Below are 16384 nucleotides of genomic sequence, written 5' to 3'. Positions count from 1 at the left end.
AATGAATATAATATACGGTTTTATAAATCGGATTTTTCATTCACTGAAAAGATGGAATTATCCTAAATATTTTTACACGCATATTACCCCCACTAATGTTGGTAGGCCATTTGCAATATTATTAGTTCATTCTGAAAAGGGAGATTGATGGGGTAATTTGCTTCTGCGATGAAGACATTATCAGACAATATTGCAGACACAAGGCAGAAGGTAATAGCAGATTGGAGCCATAATGGCTCCAATCTTATTTAGTGATGATGGTGGTTGTGGTGCTTGTTGTACTCTTTTTCGCGCTTCTTATAATCCTTGCGACCATCACGATAACCTTTCTCATAGGCTTTACGCTGCTTTTTCTCCAGCTTTCGCCAGTGCTTATCACGATATTCATAGTGACGATGCCAGTAGTCTTTGTCACGCCAGCGCCCACCATCCCAGTAGTGACCATAGGAATCACGGTCGCCAATCTGCAGTTTTATGGCCGGTAAAAGCGTAATCTCCTCGGCCTGGGTGACGATCGGTGCGGATGATGCCAGCAAGACGGCGGCCAGCAATAATATTTTTCGCATCGGATTCTCCTTAGCTGTGCGTTTAGTAATATGTTGTAACACAACCGACCAGCTAATTATCCAGGTTAATTCTGCTTTTTTGTCAGGAAATCACTGGGAGGATACTGTTATGTATGGATGTTAGAGGCGATCCTAATTGGCAACATGGCAGTAATTTTTCTCCGTCCAATTACACACCTTGCCCTCACCTGCGAATCATAAGACAATGTGATTTTTCAAGCGTCTACATGCCTACGGGAGTAATGATTATCGCTTCTCGTCGCCTCCTCTCCGTCACCAGCATGACCCGGCTCGGCGCGGTTGCTGCCGCCGTATTACTGCTCGTGACTTGCACCAGTAAAGCGCCAAAATCGCTGGTGACCGCCAGCAAACCGCCCGTTGCGCAAAAATCGGCAAAAAATCAGCAGCCGGTGCGCGGCGTCTGGCTCACCACGGTTTCCCGTCTCGACTGGCCGCCGGTGGGTTCAATTATCGCCAGTAGCCCGGAAAGCCGTATCAGCCAGCAAAAGCTGGCCCTGATCGCCAAACTCGACAATCTACAACGCCTGGGCATCAATACCGTCTTCTTCCAGGTTAAACCGGATGGCACCGCGCTGTGGGAGTCCCACATCTTGCCGTGGTCAGACATGTTGACCGGCAAAATTGGCGAAAATCCCGGTTACGATCCGCTGCAGTTTATGCTCGATGAAGCGCATAAACGCGGGATGAAAGTTCACGCGTGGTTCAACCCGTATCGGGTTTCGGTCAATACTAAACCCGCCACCATCGCCGAACTTAACCACACCCTGACTCAGGTCCCCGCCAGCGTATTTGTCCTGCACCGCAACTGGATACGTACCGCCAGCGATCGCTTTGTTCTCGATCCGGGGATCCCGGAGGTCCGTGACTGGATCACCAGTATCGTGGCGGAAGTGGTGCAAAACTATCCTATCGATGGCGTGCAGTTTGATGACTATTTCTATACTGAAACGCCGGGATCGATGCTGAACGATAATCAAACCTATCAGCGATATGGTCAGGGTTATGCCTCGAAAGCCGACTGGCGGCGTCATAACACCCAACAGTTGATAGCGCAGGTCTCACAGACCATCAAGAAACTGAATCCGCAGGTTGAGTTTGGCGTCAGCCCGGCGGGGGTATGGCGCAACCGTTCCCACGATCCGGCCGGTTCTGACACCCGCGGCGCGGCGGCCTATGATGAGTCCTATGCCGATACCCGCAGTTGGGTTCAACAAGGGCTGTTAGATTATATCGCGCCGCAGCTGTACTGGCCGTTCGCCCGCGATGCCGCGCGCTATGATGTGCTGGCTAAGTGGTGGGCCGATGTCGTGAAACCCACTCACACCCGGCTCTATATCGGCGTGGCGCTGTATAAAGTCGGTGAACCGTCAAAAAATGAACCAGACTGGATGGTCGGCGGCGGCGTGCCGGAGCTGAAAAAGCAGATCGACCTCAATGAAACCACGCCAGGTATTCAGGGGACGATTCTGTTTCGCGAGAACAACCTTAACCAGCCGCAAACCCAGCAGGCGGTTCAGTATCTGCAGCAGCGCTGGGGTAGTTAATTTGTGCTAATCACCCTCCCCGTTGTGCGAACGGGGAGTTTCTGTTTTCCGCCTGAGAGCGCAGCGGTTGAGATTAAACCGTCAGTTCATCCACTACTTCCGCGACGCTCTTGACCTGCTGAATACTGCCGATGCCGGTTCCCAGTGAAATGTAACCTTCATCAGTGTTGCCCTCCAGCATGCCAATCCGTAGGCCGCGCAACCCGCCCATTTCCGCGGCTATGGTTTCATTACTGGCGCCGGATTTATCTAACGCCACCAGTCTGGCGGCTAATTGACCCGGCAGCGAACGATAGTAATCCGGCAATGTGCGAAATAGCTGCAAATCCAGGCCGTTAGCTTGCACGATCATCTCTTTCACCGATTGCGGCACGCGGCTCTCGGTGGTGCTGATAAACACGGAACCGGCAAATACCCCCTGCGCGCCCAGCGCGTGGGCGGCCCTGGCGGTGCGCCGGTCGGTAATCCCCCCAGCCGCCAGCACCGGCACGCGCTTCACCGCATCGACAATCAATGGCACGATAGAAAACGTTCCCAATGCCGTCCCCGGAAGCGTTCCACCTTCGTCGAAGCCGGTGGCGACAATAACATCAGCGCCCATCTCCTCGGCCTCGCGGCTGTTTTCCGGCGTCGGGTTAATATCACGATAGATAATGTTGATCCCGGCCTGCTTAAGAGAAGCAAACAGCGAGGGAATGATAGCCCCTTGACCATAGCCGGTATAAACCACCGCTTTAACCCCCTCTTCTTTTACTACTTCTACAATCGGCGGCGTCCAGATATCGTTTTCAACCGTCGGAATGAGATTGACGGCAAAAGGTTTCTCGGTGAGTAATTTCGTTTTACGGATCTCTTCACGCATCTTTTCTGCCGTTTCCTGCGGCGTCGAGACGGCGGTTTGCGCGGTTAAACCTGCGTTCGGCCCTAATACGCCAAGCCCTCCGGCATTACTGACTGCGGCGACCAATCGGGCGTCGGTCAGCCAGGATAGCGGCCCCTGAATGACAGGTTTTTCAATACCGAGAATATGGCTAACAGAACGGTTTTGCATGATGCGACTTCCTTAGTGTGTTTTCTGGCGCTTAGCGCTGGGATGAGGACACTGTAGGCCGCTTTATTGTTTGGAAAAATAGTAAAAGTTATCCTTCACTGTTATTAAATAAGTAATAATCAAAGTGAAATACCAAGCCGTCATCAGAGCACATTGATAAAAATGAACTTAAATCTATTTGAATCTATTAAGATTTTTATCGAAATCATCGAGTCTGGCAGCTTTACGCGCGCCGCCGAGAATCTGCAGATCCACCGCCCGGCGGTCACGAAAGCGCTACAGCAGCTGGAGCAGCACTGCGGCGTTCGGCTTCTGCAGCGTACCACCCGACAGATCCACCTCACCCCTGATGGCGAGGCGTTTTATCGTCGTAGTAAACCTCTGCTGGCGCAGGCCGACGAGCTTATGGAATCTTTCGCCCCGCAGCGTCCGCTGCAGGGTCAACTGCGCGTCGATATGCCTATCGCCCTGGCGAAGTTAGTGGTCGTACCGAATCTCCCCGCCTTTTATCATCAGCATCCGGAGCTTGAAATTGTGCTGAGCAGCTCCGACCGGCGGCGGGATATGCTTCGTGAGGGCCTCGATTGCGTTCTGCGCATCGGCGAACTTGAAGACGGTGATTATATCGCACGTCATCTCGGTACCGTCGGTATGAAAACCTGCGCCAGCCCGGCTTACCTGGCGAAACACGGCGTTCCCACAATCCTTGACGACCTGCAGCATCATCAGGCGATCAACTGGCTGAATAACAGTAATCATCAGACCATGCGCTGGGTGTTTCAGACTGACGCCGGACCGCAGACTCTTGCGCTGGCCGGCAAACTGGTGGTGGATAATTCAGAGACGTACATTGCCGCCGGTTTGGCTGGGCTCGGCATTATGCAGGGTCTGGATCTTTTCCTGCAACCCTGGTTGAAGAGCGGGGAGTTGGTTGAGGTCCTGCCGAATAATCCGGTTCCCTCCAGAAAATTATCGCTTATCTATCCCCATCGTCATGTTTCACGCAAGGTGCGCGTCTTCGCCGAGTGGCTGGCGACGCTGTTATAGAAATAAGGATACAATAAAGCCCGGCGCGATATGCCGCCGGGCATGAGTTAAGGCGAGGTAAGTTCATCGTAAAGCGTTCGCAATCGGCTGCGAAGAAAGAGTACCGCTTTGTGTTTACGCGACAGCCACGCCTGCTCGCTGGCGCCGCTCTCTGCCGCCAACTCCCTGTAGCTATAGCCCTGCAGTTCGGTTTTCTCGAAGGCTTCTCGCTGCAGCGGCGGCAACTCCGCCAGCGCTTCAGTTAATGCCTCCCACAGCAGTTCTTTAAGGTATGCTTCCTCCGGCGTCTGCGCGACGCCAAACAGCGTTTCCGCCAGCTCATCCTCGGCAGAGCCGCCATCGCCATCCTCATCGCTGTCGAATGTTAATGGCAACTCGCGCTTCTTGCGCGACCGATCGGTCATTTCATTACGCGCCGCCCGGAATAACCATGCCGCCACGTTCTCCACCGGTTGCTCGACTTTCATCAGTTGCAGGGTAACTTCCTGCAGGATGTCATCGGCATCGTCACGTACGGCGGTTCTACCGCGAATAAACGCCCTTAAACGCGCACGACAGGCGGCAAGCGCAGACAACAGCCGTGATTCCCCCGCCATCGTGTTGTTTACCTCGTTCACTCGGCATCCGGCGTCTTCGCCGAGGTGTTATCGTCAGTCGGTTGCCCGCCGCGACGTTCATGCCAGCCGCAGCGGCCGTGATGTCCGTGGCGACCAAAACGTTGAGCAAACTCCTCTCGCTGCTCCGGGGTCATGGTCATCCAGCGTTCATGCATGCGTCGACGCGCCTGCGCCATACCAAACATACCGCGATGAAAACCTAAACCGCCAAACAAGATACGGCACAGCGCCAGCAACCCCAAAGCCTGCCAGAAACCGATGCTTTTCACCCCGAAGATAGCCGGCAGCAAGGCGTTCCATAGCGACATCACGACCAGACTCAGTACCACAACAATCGCCACGCCGATGATCAGCGGTCGCGCCAGTCTATGGCGACCAAAACCCTGGTGATGATGCCCGTGTCGTTCAAAATCTCTCATCGTCAATTACCTCATTAAAATGTATGTATCGAGGTAGACGAATCAGCGAAGAAAATATTGCCAATAAAAATGAAAAAATAACGCAATCACGAAAACGGGCAATAGCACTCAGAAACTCATTGCTAAACCGAGACCATAACCTTCGGTGTTATTACCGAACATGTAGCGGGCCACCAGTCGGGTGCGGGTGATAAATACCGGATACTGGCTACTGTCAAGTTCCAGACCAATACCAAGCGAACTCAGGCTATCAAAGCCGAGTTCACCGCGCTGGTCGCCGAGATACATGGTATGGGCGCCTTCCAGCACATAGCGCACCGGGCTTTTCAGCAGCGTCCAGTCGGCAATCGGCGCGCGTCGGCGAAGGTAGATACCCAGATTTTCGGCACTGGCCTGCCCCTGTACCGCTTCAGATGTGCTACCGAAGGTTTGTAAATTCATCGCGGAATAGCGCGCCTCTATATCAATATCCTGCGTTTTGGAAAACAGTTCATAATCGAGCATTAGCGACCCGCCCAACCCATAGGCGTTCAGTCGTCCACCATCGAGGAAGCGAATATCGGCATCGGTTTTACGTTCGAGCGCCCAGCGACCAAGACGCGCATCACTGGCCATGGTGCCCAGCATCATATTGAAGATAGGCCGTAGTACCAGTTTTCCGCCCCAGCGGTCCTGATACAACGGAAAGTCCCAGCCGACGCCGCCGGTGGCGGTCAGACTGTTCCATTTGGTCGGGATGGTACGACTTTGGTCGCCATCGCTGATTACAAATTGTGGGTCGTAGCGGCTATAACCCATGGTGCCTTCCAGATAGAGAGGAAAACTGTTGCTCAGCGTTGCGCCGCCGCCGAATTGGGTGATGGTGAGTTCGTTTTTCTCATTGGCGCCGGAACCAATATTCAGGTCGCTGGCGGTTACATCAGGCACCACGGTATAACTCATTAAGGTGAGCACCGCGTCCGCACGCTGCTTTAGCCGACTGCCGTCGAGGGCATAGCCTGCCTGGCTGACGAATAGCACCGCCAGCAGTAGCCAGGACGCGCGCGGAACGACAAATACCATGGTCTGATGCTACCTCAACGGGGGGATTAGTTTGATTGAGTATAGCCAGCAGTGACCAATCGTTAGTTATTTTTCAATACGCTGCAGTTGAATGGCATCCGCCTGCTGCGCTTTATCAGCAAGCTGCTGGAACTGCTGCGGAGAATAAAAATTTTGCGGTGCTGGTAGCGACTGCATATCCTGCCCTGGATGGATTTGCAGTTGACCTAGTTCAGCGAGCGTAAACCCGGCAACTTCCTTTGGCATCGTCAGACGATACGGCGGCGTGCGTTCAAAAGGAACCGGCGTTGGCAGGCGATTTTCGCTGAGATCGTAATTCCGCTTCAGTACCAAAAATTTGTCCGGTACCCTGCGCTTACTGTTCCACCAGTCGCCGTCAATCTCGCGAAACATCCGTTCCGTCTCACTTTGCGGCGCGACCAGCAGTTTGACCAACGCCTGTTTTAACGCCGCTTCCATCGCCCGGTTGTAGGCATCGACCGAACCGGCTTGCCCTTGCAATATGACGTTGATCGCCAGACGTGCGCCCAGCAGATTGGAGTAGAGATCCTCCGGCGAAAAGGCGGAAATCTCTTCCGAAAAGCCCGGAACCGATTGGAAGCCATACCATTGGGCGATCTCATGCCATTGCGCAATTTCAAAGGCCAGATGGCCGGCAAGCCACGCGGCTATCGTATATCGCTGCGGCATTGAAGCCGGCGGCGTAAAGGCATTTAACTGGACGCGGCGGACGCCCAGCTCCTCGCTGTAAAAGATACGTCCTGGCTGGCCGAGCGTGGGATAAATTCGGCTGAATAAATAGAAGGTGTAATCAGCGGTATCGCGCACATGGGCAATATCAATAAAGCCGCCGCGGCGGGTATAGATAAGGCCATTGTGCTCATCGCTTAAGCCAATCAGATTTTTAACCGCGCCGAGCGCGCTATCGTTGTAATGATGCTCACCTAAGGTATCGAGCGTCAGCACATTGCCAATCTGATAAACCGGGATCGGCACGCCAATGGCGCGCACCCGCAGATCGAACCCGAAGGCGCAGCATGGGCGCAGCGATTCCGGCGGTGACAATTCACCCACTACCGGGCTGACATGATTAACGGGAATCGTCGGTAATACCGGGTCCTGGGCAAATACCGAAAAAGCGGCTGCCCATAACCACCACAAACTCTTACGCATCAAAAGCGTTCTCCACCACACAAAAACAGCGCGCATCATACTCGCCGATGACTACGCGCCGTTAAGTCAAAAACGGTATTCGCCAGCGACAAAGAAACTATTGCGCTCGTTAAAGCCAAATTCGGTTAACACATTGAAGTTACGCGTGATTTCGTACTGGGCGCCGATCAGCATATTCCACGGTGAAGTGAGTTTCTGTTTGACATCAAACTTGCCGTCGCCGTCTTTAGTGACCGCGGCAATCAATGGTTGCAGCTGTGGCGGCATATGCAAATCAGCAAGGTTGCCTTTGAACTCCTGTTGCACGTCCTGATACATACTGCCAACCCACACGCTGAGATGCGAAGGGCCAGAAATCCCCTGTAGATCAAATCGATAACCCACGCGAGGTGACACTGTCACGGCAGAGATGCTGCCGTCGAGAATATCAAAATCGGTGCGGGTGTAGTTAGTATCGACGAGGGCAAACCAGTTCTCATAGCCGCCAGCCAGCGTGAACCCGCCCCCCCAGGTAGTACCTTTGAAATCAAGGACAAAATCGATGTTTTGCAACTCGCCGCTTTGGTTGAGGTTATGCACCGCGCCGGCGATGATGCGATCCAGACCGCGGTATTGCGTCGGGTCAGCATCGACCGACACATTCGACACCGACGAACCGCGGGTGTGGCCCAAAACTCCGTAGACATTAAGGAATGGAAATACCCACATATCGAGACGCAGGTTCTCAGTTTTGCTCTTCTCCCGCGTGTGTCCGGCGTCAATGGCGAACATATCGCTGGGGATTGGATGGTTACCCAGCTTCAGTCCGGAAAAGGTGATGCTGTCGACCATAATATCCTGGCGCATATTCATATAGCTGAGATTGACGCCAAACGGCAGCGGAATGGAATAACCGCGGGCGCGTGCTTCGTCGCCCCATATGGGAAAGTAGCTATCACTGTCGTCACTTTCCGCCGCACAGGCATTCCACACGGCGCCAGAGGTTAATAGCAGCGTAATGACGGTTGTTTTCCATCTCATTTTTTATATGTACCTTTACAGTCCGGAACCCACATTAAAATAGACCGCCTGTTCGTGTTCGCTGAAGGCGACATCGACGCCGGTAAATAATCCATACTGACGGGCGACCAGATAACGAAAACCGGTGCCCCACGCCACTTCGCTTTGCTGCCACAACGCCCCGGCTTCGTCAGCGGCGCTACCGACGCCGACAAAACCCTGCAGGATCCAGCGCGGCGCAAATTGCCAGGCCAGTTGTGTCTGGGCGACAGCGACATAATCGCCCTGATAGCGAAAACGCGAGATGCCACGCAGTTCGATGTAAGGCCGGGCCATTGGCGTCAAGTGCTTGTCATGATGAGTTAGCGACTGATAATTCGCCGCCAGCGCCAGGGTTAAGGTCGGCGCCAGCGGGATAAAGTATTTACCATCCAGCGACAACTGATTGTAATGATAGTCGCCGCCAAGCAGAGCGCGGTAAAAACGGTACTCGCCCTGTAGCGATAACCCTTTCTTAGGGTAGAAAAAATTATCGGTGGTGTCATATTCCGCCACCACGCCCAACGCCGAAGAGGTGCTTTTCTCCCCCAGCACCCGCTGCCACACCTTGTTAATCACCTGATTGTCCGCGGTCACATCGGTATGTGCATAGAATTGCGAGGCGCCAAGAAAAACCGGCGAGTCCCCCACGCGGAATAACAGCTTTTGTAAACCGCCAAAACCTTTGGTATGGGTTTGCACCGCCACATTTTTGTTAAAACCGGCAATATCGCCCGAATAGATATCGAGATTGACATTGGCGTAGCCCGCGCCAACCAGGTAACGAATCCGGTCGTGATTCCACGTATGGCGATGCGCGGCCCCGATGAACCAGGTGCCATTTTGCGTCCCGCCGCCGCCGAACCCGGTTAGCGCTGGTGGAATAAAACGATCGCCCTCGCGGGAGCCTTTACCATGCAGAAATAAACCAAACAGACCGCCGCCGTAGCCGATAGCCGGCTCGGTGATCATTACCGGCACCGGCAAAAAACCGTACGGGTTATCCTGCAGATACTGGCTCATATCAAGCATGCCATCTTCAGGATCGAACAATTGGGCGGCTCGAGACACGTCAGGCGCGAGGGCAAGCATCAGTAAAAGAGTAAGGCCTGCCAGCTTCATGCGGTCTCCAGCACTGACGCATTCATAAGGGGATATTAAGGGAATGTGCTAAAAATATATCGTAAGCCCTTGTTCTTCGCCAACTTACCCTCGCCTTACTTTGCTTATTTTTGGATAAAAAAGCGTGGTTAATCACACAAATTGATAAATGTTATTTATCGATCTGGCACATAACTACTCAAATGTGACAGCGTCACTACTATCGACGCTTTTTACCTTGTCACCGTTGTAATCAAAAAGTGAATGACGTATAACATGTCGCAACCGAGGGGTGTCCCGTGAGGGCTGAGATGGCGTAAAAACCGAACCCTTTGAACCTGATCTGGGTCATGCCAGCGAAGGGACGGGTCGGCATGTTCGCCAGTTTTCAGTTTTTACCTGTTCACACTTCTGCACGCCCGGATCTCCCCTTATTTTCAGGAGGTCCCATGATGATTCCCGCTTTTACCCAAGGTCTTTACGGTCGACTGCGTGAGCAGGCCGGTGGCGAGTGGCAACGCTATGTATCGCACCCTTTCCTCCAGCAATTAGCCGCGGGTACGCTGCCGCAGGCAGCCTTTCGTCATTATCTAACCCAGGATTATCTGTTCCTGATCCACTTCGCTCGCAGCTACGCCCTGCTGGTCAGCAAACTTCGCACGTTGCCGGAGATGCGCGCCGCCGCTGCCTCGATGAATGCCATCCTTGCTGAGCTACCGCTACATGTGGGCTATTGCGAGCAATGGGGGCTGAATGAAGACGCTATGGCCCTGCAAAGCGAAGCGATGGAAACCGTCAACTACACGCGCTACGTACTGGATATCGGCCACGCCGGCGACGCGTTGGATCTGCTGGCGGCGCTGCTGCCCTGCGTTGCGGGTTACGCGGAAATCGGGCTCGGTCTGCTGCACAACCCACAAACCAACTTGCACGATAATCCCTATGCTTCATGGATCCGCAACTACGGCGACGAGAGCTATCTTCAGGGCGTCAACGCGGCGATCGGCCTGCTGGAAACCCTCTGGCAACAGCGCGGCGCGGAATCACGGTTCGCCGGACTGAGCGACATATTTACTACCGCTACCCGGCTGGAAGGCAATTTCTGGCAGATGGGTCTGAATGCCGCCGGGCAGGTCCAGGCGTGATGGCGCCAGGCATTCACGTTCGCGATTTATGCCTGCGCTTTGGCACACGGACTATCTTTCGCGATCTCGCCTTTGATATTGCCGCCGGGCAATGGGTGTCGCTCCTTGGCGCCAGCGGCGCGGGCAAAACCAGCCTGTTGCGTATTATCGCCGGGCTGGCGACGCCAACCCGCGGAACCGTTGTCGCCAGCGATGGCCTTCCCGTCACTACGCGACTGGCGTGGATGGGTCAAAAAGATCTGCTCTATCCGTGGCTTAACGTGCGGGAAAATGTCGCCCTCGGCGCCAGGCTGCGCGGTGAGAAGGTCGACAACACCCGCGTCAACGAGCTTCTTGAGCAGGTAGGACTGGCCTCCTGCGCTGATGATCGCCCTGCCGCGCTGTCCGGCGGGATGCGCCAGCGCGCGGCGTTGGCGCGCACCCTCTATGAAGATCGCCCCATTGTGCTGATGGATGAACCGTTTTCCGCCCTCGATACTCTCACCCGCACACGCATTCAGAGCCTGGCCGCGCGCTTACTGACCGGACGAACCGTAGTGCTCATTACCCACGACCCGATGGAAGCCTGCCGCCTCAGCCATCGGCTGCTGGTGCTCTCGCCTGATGGTGAAATTGATGATAGCCATCATTTAAGTGGCGTTCCGCCCCGCGATCCGGATGATGGCGCGCTGTTGGCAAGTCAGGCGCAGCTGCTGCAGCAATTGATGAGGGCGAACGGATGAGGGGCAAGTTACTGCGCGGGTGCAGCGTATTTTGTGGCCTACTGTTGCTCTGGCAGTTGGCGAGCTACAGCGGCATGCCCGCCTTTTTGTTGCCTTCTCCGGCGGCGGTCGCTGAAGCGCTGTGGAATAACCGTAGTTATCTGGCCAGCCACACCCTGGTCACCCTGAGCGAAATTCTCAGCGGAATGGCGCTCGGCGTCGCGCTCGGTATGGTGCTGGCGCTTTGTATGACCATGTCGCCGCGATTACAGCGGTGGGTAATGCCGCTGGTACTGACCAGCCAGGCCATTCCGGTCTTCGCCCTCGCGCCGCTACTGGTGCTGTGGTTTGGTTTTGGTATGAGCGCCAAGGTCATGATGGCGGTGCTGGTTATCTTCTTCCCCGTTACCTCGGCTTTCTTTGATGGTCTGCAACGGGTCAATCGCGACTATCTCGATCTGGCCCGCACCATGGGCGCCTCCTTTGGCGCTCAATTGCGCCATGTCCGACTCATGGCGGCGCTACCCGCGCTAGGTTCCGGCCTGCGGATGGCCGCCGCCGTCGCCCCCATCGGCGCGATTATCGGCGAATGGGTCGGCTCCGCCGAGGGGCTTGGCTACGTAATGCTGAATGCCAATGCCCGCCTGCAAACCGATATCTGCTTCGCCGCCTTGTTCATTTTAGTGCTGCTGACCATCGCGCTGTGGTTGGCGGTCGACGCCTTTTTGCACCGGCTGATCGACTGGTCGCCGGAATAACTTATCAACAGATAATAAGGAAGAGATATGCGTATACCTCTGTTGGCCGGCCTCACTCTGCTGGTTTGCGGTCAGGCATCGGCAAATGAAAAGCTGACCCTGGTACTGGACTGGTACATCAACCCGGATCATGCGCCCATTATGGTGGCGGAACAGATTGGCGCCTTTCGGGATGCCGGGCTGGATGTCAACATCATCCCCCCTTCCGACCCGGCGCTCCCTCCGCGCCTGGTTGCCGCTCGCCAGGCGGATTTAGCGATAACCTATCAACCGCAGGTTCACTTCTTCGCCGATGAAGGACTGCCGTTGGTTCGCGTCGGGACGCTGATCCACTCGCCGCTGAACACGGTGATTGCGCTGGATCCGCGCATCAAATCTCCGGCCGATCTACAAGGTAAAAAAGTGGGATATTCGGTGAGCGGTATTGAACAGGCGACCCTGGCCACCATGGCGCAGCATGCTCACATCGACCCTGACAGCATCAAATTGATCAACGTTAATTTCCAGCTCACCAGCGCTCTGCTGGCCGGCCAGGTTGATGCCGTTATCGGCGGTTATCGCAATATCGAAGCGCTGGAACTCAAACTGCAGGGCAAAAAACCGGTGGTCATGAACGTGGAAGACTATGGCGTGCCCGCTTACGACGAACTGGTGATCGTGGCAAACAAGGCCGAGGTCAACGCCCCTAAAATCAAAAAGTTTCTCGACGCATTACAGCAGGGCGTGAGCTATTTGCGCGCCCATCCGCAGCAAACCTGGCAGCGGTTTGCCAAAGAGCATCCGGAACTCAATACCGAACTGAACCAGCAGGCGTGGTTGCAGAGCGTGCCGCTGTTCGCCACCGATCCGGCAGCGTTAGATAAGCCCCGCTATGACGCGTATGAACAATTTTTATATAACAACAAGTTGGTGAAAAAAGTAACACCTTTAGCAAATTATGCGGTTGAACTGCGTTAAGTAACCATAAAACTGACGGAAGTATTTCCGTCAGTCATTCAGCGAAGCCGTAATAAAAATATATAGACTTTCTCACTAATAATTACACTTTCCATGGTTTTAAAAACAATCGAAATTTATCTTTTAAATCAGCTAATTATATTGACACCCCTGTATGTAATAATGACGTCAAAATAGCGCCATAAATTAAAGATTGAATGCGGATTTAAAAAGCCATATATTGTGCGCGCTTTATGAATGCCGATTCAATTTTCTAAACCTTTTTATTCAACCAGAGTTCAAACGTAACGCTGGTTGTGGGAGTGATATGATGACGGATAAAGTCCGTATTGATACTTTAAGTGCAGATTTATTGGACGCGAACAACGAAACCTTTTTGGCCCGTCAGGCTGAATTCGAATCGAATGTCAGGAGTTACCCTCGCAAGTTGCCGCTCGCCATCACCAAAGCCGAAGGCGTTTGGCTGACCGATGCGGATAACAAACAGTACCTGGACTGCCTCGCCGGCGCCGGGACCCTCGCTCTGGGCCATAACCATCCTGAAGTACTGCAGAGCATCCAAAGTGTCATTACCAGCGGCTTGCCGTTACATACCCTCGATCTGACAACACCGTTAAAAGATCGCTTCTCTGAATACCTGCTCTCCTGCCTGCCGGGCGAAGGGAAAGAGTATTGCCTGCAGTTCACCGGTCCTTCCGGCGCTGACGCCGTTGAAGCCGCGCTGAAGCTGGCGAAAAAATACACCGGCCGTACGGCGGTGATCAGCTTCTCCGGCGGTTATCACGGGATGACCCACGGCGCGCTGTCCGTGACCGGCAATCTGTCGCCAAAAGCGGCGGTCAACGGCATGATGCCGGAAGTCCAGTTTATGCCTTATCCGCACCAGTATCGTTGCCCTCTTGGTATCGGCGGCGAAGCGGGCGTGAAAGCGCTGACCTACTACTTCGAAAACCTGATCAACGACGTGGAAAGCGGCGTTCGCAAACCTGCTGCGGTCATCCTTGAAGCCGTACAGGGCGAAGGCGGCGTGAACCCGGCGCCGGTTGAGTGGCTGCAGCGCATCCGCAAAGTCACCAAAGAGCACGGCATTCTGCTGATCATCGATGAAGTTCAGGCAGGTTTCGCCCGTACCGGTAAATTCTTCGCCTTCGAACACGCCGGCATTGAGCCGGACATCATCGTGATGTCTAAAGCCGTCGGCGGTGGTCTGCCAATGGCGGTTCTGGGCATTAAGAAAGAGTTCGATGCCTGGGAACCTGGCCACCATACCGGCACCTTCCGCGGCAACCAGCTGGCGATGGCCACCGGCCTGACCACCCTGCGCCACCTGCGTGATAACAAGATTGCCGACAAAGTCGCCGCCCAGGGCGAGCGGCTGAAAGGCAAACTGGCGGAAATGCAGAAACGCTATCCGGTTATCGGTCACGTTCGCGGTCTCGGTCTGATGATCGGTATCGAAATCGTGAAGCCGAACGAGGCGCAGGATCATATGGGTTGCTACCCGGCTGACGGCGAACTCTCCGCGCTGCTGCAGAAGAAATGCTTCGAAGCGGGCCTGATCCTGGAACGCGGCGGCCGTCACGGTTGCGTACTGCGTCTGCTGCCATCTCTGCTGATTAGCGACGCGGAGCTGGAAGTATTCCTCGATAAGTTTGAACAGGCCCTGCTGGCCGCCGGCGTAAAACCGGTCTGAGTGGAGTAAGTGACCGCAATGTCCAAATTGAATCCGATTCTGGCTGGGTCCGCGGCAAGCATTGACGCTTACCAGCAGGTCATTTCCCAGACCAGCCAGGCGGTTGCGCAGTGGCTGCAACAACCTGAAATGTATCAGGGGAAAAGCGTTGATGAACTCCGTGAGCGCATCACCCTTGATTTTAACGAACAGGGTCTGGGCAACCAGGCGGCGATTGAACGTGCGATCGAGTACTTCCTGAAAGACAGCCTGTCGGTGCATCATCCGCAGTGCGTGGCGCACCTGCACTGCCCGAGCCTGGTTATCAGCCAGGCGGCGGAAGTGCTGATCAACGCCACCAACCAGAGCATGGACTCCTGGGATCAGAGTCCGTCGGCGACCATCATCGAGATGAAGCTGATCGAGTGGTTGCGCGCGCAGGTCGGTTATCCGGCTGGCGATGCCGGCGTCTTCACCAGCGGCGGCACCCAGAGCAATCTGATGGGCCTGATGCTGGCGCGCGACGCCTTCTTTGCCCGTCAGGGGCATTCCATCCAGCAGGATGGTATTCCGGGCGACATTCGGCAGTACAAAGTGCTGTGCTCGGAAAACGCCCACTTCTCGGTGCAGAAGAACATGGCGCTGATGGGGCTTGGCTATCGCTCGGTCACGCTGGTGAAAACCGATGAATTCGCCCGTATGGACGTCACCGACCTGAAGGCCAAGATTGCGCAAGCGCAGGCCAACGGCGAGCAGATCATGGCCATCGTCGCCACCGCCGGTACCACCGACGCGGGCGCGATTGACCCGCTGCGTGATATCGCCGCTATCGCGGCGGAGCACCAGATCTGGCTGCACGTTGATGCCGCGTGGGGCGGCGCGCTGCTGCTGTCCGAGCAGTATCGCGATTACCTCGACGGCCTGGAGTTAGTGGATTCAGTAACCCTGGACTTCCACAAGCAGTTCTTCCAGACCATCAGCTGCGGCGCCTTCCTGCTGAAAGAGGCGCGTCATTACGAGCTGATGCGCTATCAGGCGGCCTATCTGAACTCCGAGTTTGATGAAGAACATGGCGTTCCGAACCTGGTCTCCAAATCGCTGCAGACCACCCGCCGCTTCGACGCGCTGAAGCTGTGGATGGGGCTTGAGGCACTGGGCAAGAAACAGTACGCTTCAATCATCGATCATGGCGTGACGATGGCGAAAAACGTCGCGGAGTTCATTCAGACTCAACCAACGCTGGAGCTGGTCATGCAGCCGCAGCTGGCAAGCGTGCTGTTCCGCTCACGTCCGGCGCAAATGGCTGGTAGCGATACCGCAGCGATCGCCCTGCTTAACCAGCGCGTGGGCGACGCCCTGCTGGAGTCAGGCCGCGCCAACGTCGGCGTGACCGAGCATAACGGCGTAACCTGCCTGAAGCTGACGCTGCTCAACCCGGTGGTAACGCTGGAGGATGTGAAGGTCCTGCTGAGCCTCGTTGAACGCACCGCCCAGGAGCTGCTGGCGAAATAA

General features: G+C 55.1%; 16 protein-coding genes and 1 riboswitch. Of the genes, 8 read left to right on the top strand and 8 right to left on the bottom strand.

The genetic code is table 11. From position 1 onward, the window contains the following. Window positions 1-248 precede the first annotated feature (248 nt). Entirely contained in the window at window positions 249-566 is a 318-nt protein-coding gene (locus ABLV66_RS12210) for a DUF2502 domain-containing protein (protein ID WP_045394282.1), read from the bottom strand. 281 nt (window positions 567-847) lie between these two features. On the opposite strand from ABLV66_RS12210, the gene ABLV66_RS12205 reads away from it, so the two are divergent. Continuing rightward, window positions 848-2131, top strand: a complete 1284-nt coding sequence (locus tag ABLV66_RS12205; RefSeq protein ID WP_045394647.1) for a glycoside hydrolase family 10-like protein — start codon at window positions 848-850, stop codon at window positions 2129-2131. Window positions 2132-2204: 73 nt separating this feature from the next. Here ABLV66_RS12205 and ABLV66_RS12200 read toward each other — a convergent pair whose 3' ends face one another. Then, window positions 2205-3182, bottom strand: coding sequence for an NAD(P)H-dependent flavin oxidoreductase (locus tag ABLV66_RS12200; protein ID WP_045394279.1), 978 nt, complete (start codon window positions 3180-3182; stop codon window positions 2205-2207). Window positions 3183-3344: 162 nt separating this feature from the next. Here ABLV66_RS12200 and ABLV66_RS12195 point away from each other — a divergent pair, with 162 nt between their 5' ends. After that, a complete protein-coding gene (locus ABLV66_RS12195) occupies window positions 3345-4229 on the top strand; it encodes a LysR family transcriptional regulator (protein ID WP_045394277.1) in 885 nt (294 codons plus the stop codon). A 47-nt stretch (window positions 4230-4276) separates the two neighbouring features. Here ABLV66_RS12195 and ABLV66_RS12190 read toward each other — a convergent pair whose 3' ends face one another. From ABLV66_RS12190 to ABLV66_RS12165, 6 genes are all read right to left on the bottom strand, one after another. Beyond that, window positions 4277-4825, bottom strand: a complete 549-nt coding sequence (locus tag ABLV66_RS12190; protein ID WP_045414211.1) for an RNA polymerase sigma factor — start codon at window positions 4823-4825, stop codon at window positions 4277-4279. A gap of 17 nt (window positions 4826-4842) precedes the next feature. Then, window positions 4843-5265, bottom strand: coding sequence for a hypothetical protein (locus ABLV66_RS12185; protein WP_032714542.1), 423 nt, complete (start codon window positions 5263-5265; stop codon window positions 4843-4845). 108 nt (window positions 5266-5373) lie between these two features. Then, window positions 5374-6327: a hypothetical protein gene (locus ABLV66_RS12180; RefSeq protein WP_047079148.1), complete on the bottom strand. Its 954-nt coding sequence runs from the start codon at window positions 6325-6327 to the stop codon at window positions 5374-5376. Between the two features lie 66 nt (window positions 6328-6393). Then, window positions 6394-7500, bottom strand: a complete 1107-nt coding sequence (locus ABLV66_RS12175; RefSeq protein ID WP_047079147.1) for a DUF4056 domain-containing protein — start codon at window positions 7498-7500, stop codon at window positions 6394-6396. Window positions 7501-7566: 66 nt separating this feature from the next. After that, window positions 7567-8520, bottom strand: coding sequence for a hypothetical protein (locus tag ABLV66_RS12170; protein ID WP_348876652.1), 954 nt, complete (start codon window positions 8518-8520; stop codon window positions 7567-7569). A 15-nt stretch (window positions 8521-8535) separates the two neighbouring features. Next, window positions 8536-9660: a BamA/TamA family outer membrane protein gene (locus ABLV66_RS12165; protein WP_348876653.1), complete on the bottom strand. Its 1125-nt coding sequence runs from the start codon at window positions 9658-9660 to the stop codon at window positions 8536-8538. A 257-nt stretch (window positions 9661-9917) separates the two neighbouring features. Continuing rightward, window positions 9918-10021: riboswitch (TPP riboswitch) on the top strand. 67 nt (window positions 10022-10088) lie between these two features. Between ABLV66_RS12165 and tenA the strand changes: the two genes are divergently transcribed. From tenA to ABLV66_RS12135, 6 genes are all read left to right on the top strand, one after another. Beyond that, window positions 10089-10784, top strand: a complete 696-nt coding sequence (gene tenA / locus ABLV66_RS12160; RefSeq protein ID WP_045394260.1) for a thiaminase II — start codon at window positions 10089-10091, stop codon at window positions 10782-10784. Further along, entirely contained in the window at window positions 10781-11506 is a 726-nt protein-coding gene (locus ABLV66_RS12155; protein ID WP_348876654.1) for an ABC transporter ATP-binding protein, read from the top strand. The genes tenA and ABLV66_RS12155 overlap by 4 nt, the downstream gene beginning before the upstream one ends. Beyond that, window positions 11503-12243: an ABC transporter permease gene (locus tag ABLV66_RS12150; RefSeq protein ID WP_047048505.1), complete on the top strand. Its 741-nt coding sequence runs from the start codon at window positions 11503-11505 to the stop codon at window positions 12241-12243. The genes ABLV66_RS12155 and ABLV66_RS12150 overlap by 4 nt, the downstream gene beginning before the upstream one ends. Window positions 12244-12270: 27 nt before the next feature. Then, window positions 12271-13200, top strand: a complete 930-nt coding sequence (locus tag ABLV66_RS12145; RefSeq protein ID WP_320482414.1) for an ABC transporter substrate-binding protein — start codon at window positions 12271-12273, stop codon at window positions 13198-13200. A gap of 307 nt (window positions 13201-13507) precedes the next feature. Next, window positions 13508-14893, top strand: a complete 1386-nt coding sequence (locus ABLV66_RS12140; RefSeq protein ID WP_348876655.1) for a diaminobutyrate--2-oxoglutarate transaminase — start codon at window positions 13508-13510, stop codon at window positions 14891-14893. Window positions 14894-14902: 9 nt separating this feature from the next. Continuing rightward, window positions 14903-16384: a pyridoxal phosphate-dependent decarboxylase family protein gene (locus tag ABLV66_RS12135; RefSeq protein ID WP_163310966.1), complete on the top strand. Its 1482-nt coding sequence runs from the start codon at window positions 14903-14905 to the stop codon at window positions 16382-16384.

The organism is Klebsiella sp. CN_Kp073, assembly GCF_040065495.2.
Classification (GTDB): Bacteria; Pseudomonadota; Gammaproteobacteria; order Enterobacterales; family Enterobacteriaceae; genus Klebsiella; species Klebsiella aerogenes.
This window is presented reverse-complemented; position numbering and strand designations above follow the sequence as displayed.

Excerpts from the sequence above, each read along its gene's own strand:
- ABLV66_RS12140 (WP_348876655.1), top strand. The coding sequence starts at position 13,508 with ATGATGACGGATAAAGTCCGTATTGATACTTTAAGTGCAGATTTATTG.
- ABLV66_RS12175 (WP_047079147.1), bottom strand. The coding sequence starts at position 7,500 with ATGCGTAAGAGTTTGTGGTGGTTATGGGCAGCCGCTTTTTCGGTATTT.
- ABLV66_RS12165 (WP_348876653.1), bottom strand. The coding sequence starts at position 9,660 with ATGAAGCTGGCAGGCCTTACTCTTTTACTGATGCTTGCCCTCGCGCCT.
- tenA (WP_045394260.1), top strand. The coding sequence starts at position 10,089 with ATGATGATTCCCGCTTTTACCCAAGGTCTTTACGGTCGACTGCGTGAG.
- ABLV66_RS12150 (WP_047048505.1), top strand. The coding sequence starts at position 11,503 with ATGAGGGGCAAGTTACTGCGCGGGTGCAGCGTATTTTGTGGCCTACTG.
- ABLV66_RS12200 (WP_045394279.1), bottom strand. The coding sequence starts at position 3,182 with ATGCAAAACCGTTCTGTTAGCCATATTCTCGGTATTGAAAAACCTGTC.
- ABLV66_RS12190 (WP_045414211.1), bottom strand. The coding sequence starts at position 4,825 with ATGGCGGGGGAATCACGGCTGTTGTCTGCGCTTGCCGCCTGTCGTGCG.
- ABLV66_RS12180 (WP_047079148.1), bottom strand. The coding sequence starts at position 6,327 with ATGGTATTTGTCGTTCCGCGCGCGTCCTGGCTACTGCTGGCGGTGCTA.
- ABLV66_RS12185 (WP_032714542.1), bottom strand. The coding sequence starts at position 5,265 with ATGAGAGATTTTGAACGACACGGGCATCATCACCAGGGTTTTGGTCGC.
- ABLV66_RS12195 (WP_045394277.1), top strand. The coding sequence starts at position 3,345 with ATGAACTTAAATCTATTTGAATCTATTAAGATTTTTATCGAAATCATC.
- ABLV66_RS12210 (WP_045394282.1), bottom strand. The coding sequence starts at position 566 with ATGCGAAAAATATTATTGCTGGCCGCCGTCTTGCTGGCATCATCCGCA.
- ABLV66_RS12145 (WP_320482414.1), top strand. The coding sequence starts at position 12,271 with ATGCGTATACCTCTGTTGGCCGGCCTCACTCTGCTGGTTTGCGGTCAG.
- ABLV66_RS12170 (WP_348876652.1), bottom strand. The coding sequence starts at position 8,520 with ATGAGATGGAAAACAACCGTCATTACGCTGCTATTAACCTCTGGCGCC.
- ABLV66_RS12205 (WP_045394647.1), top strand. The coding sequence starts at position 848 with ATGACCCGGCTCGGCGCGGTTGCTGCCGCCGTATTACTGCTCGTGACT.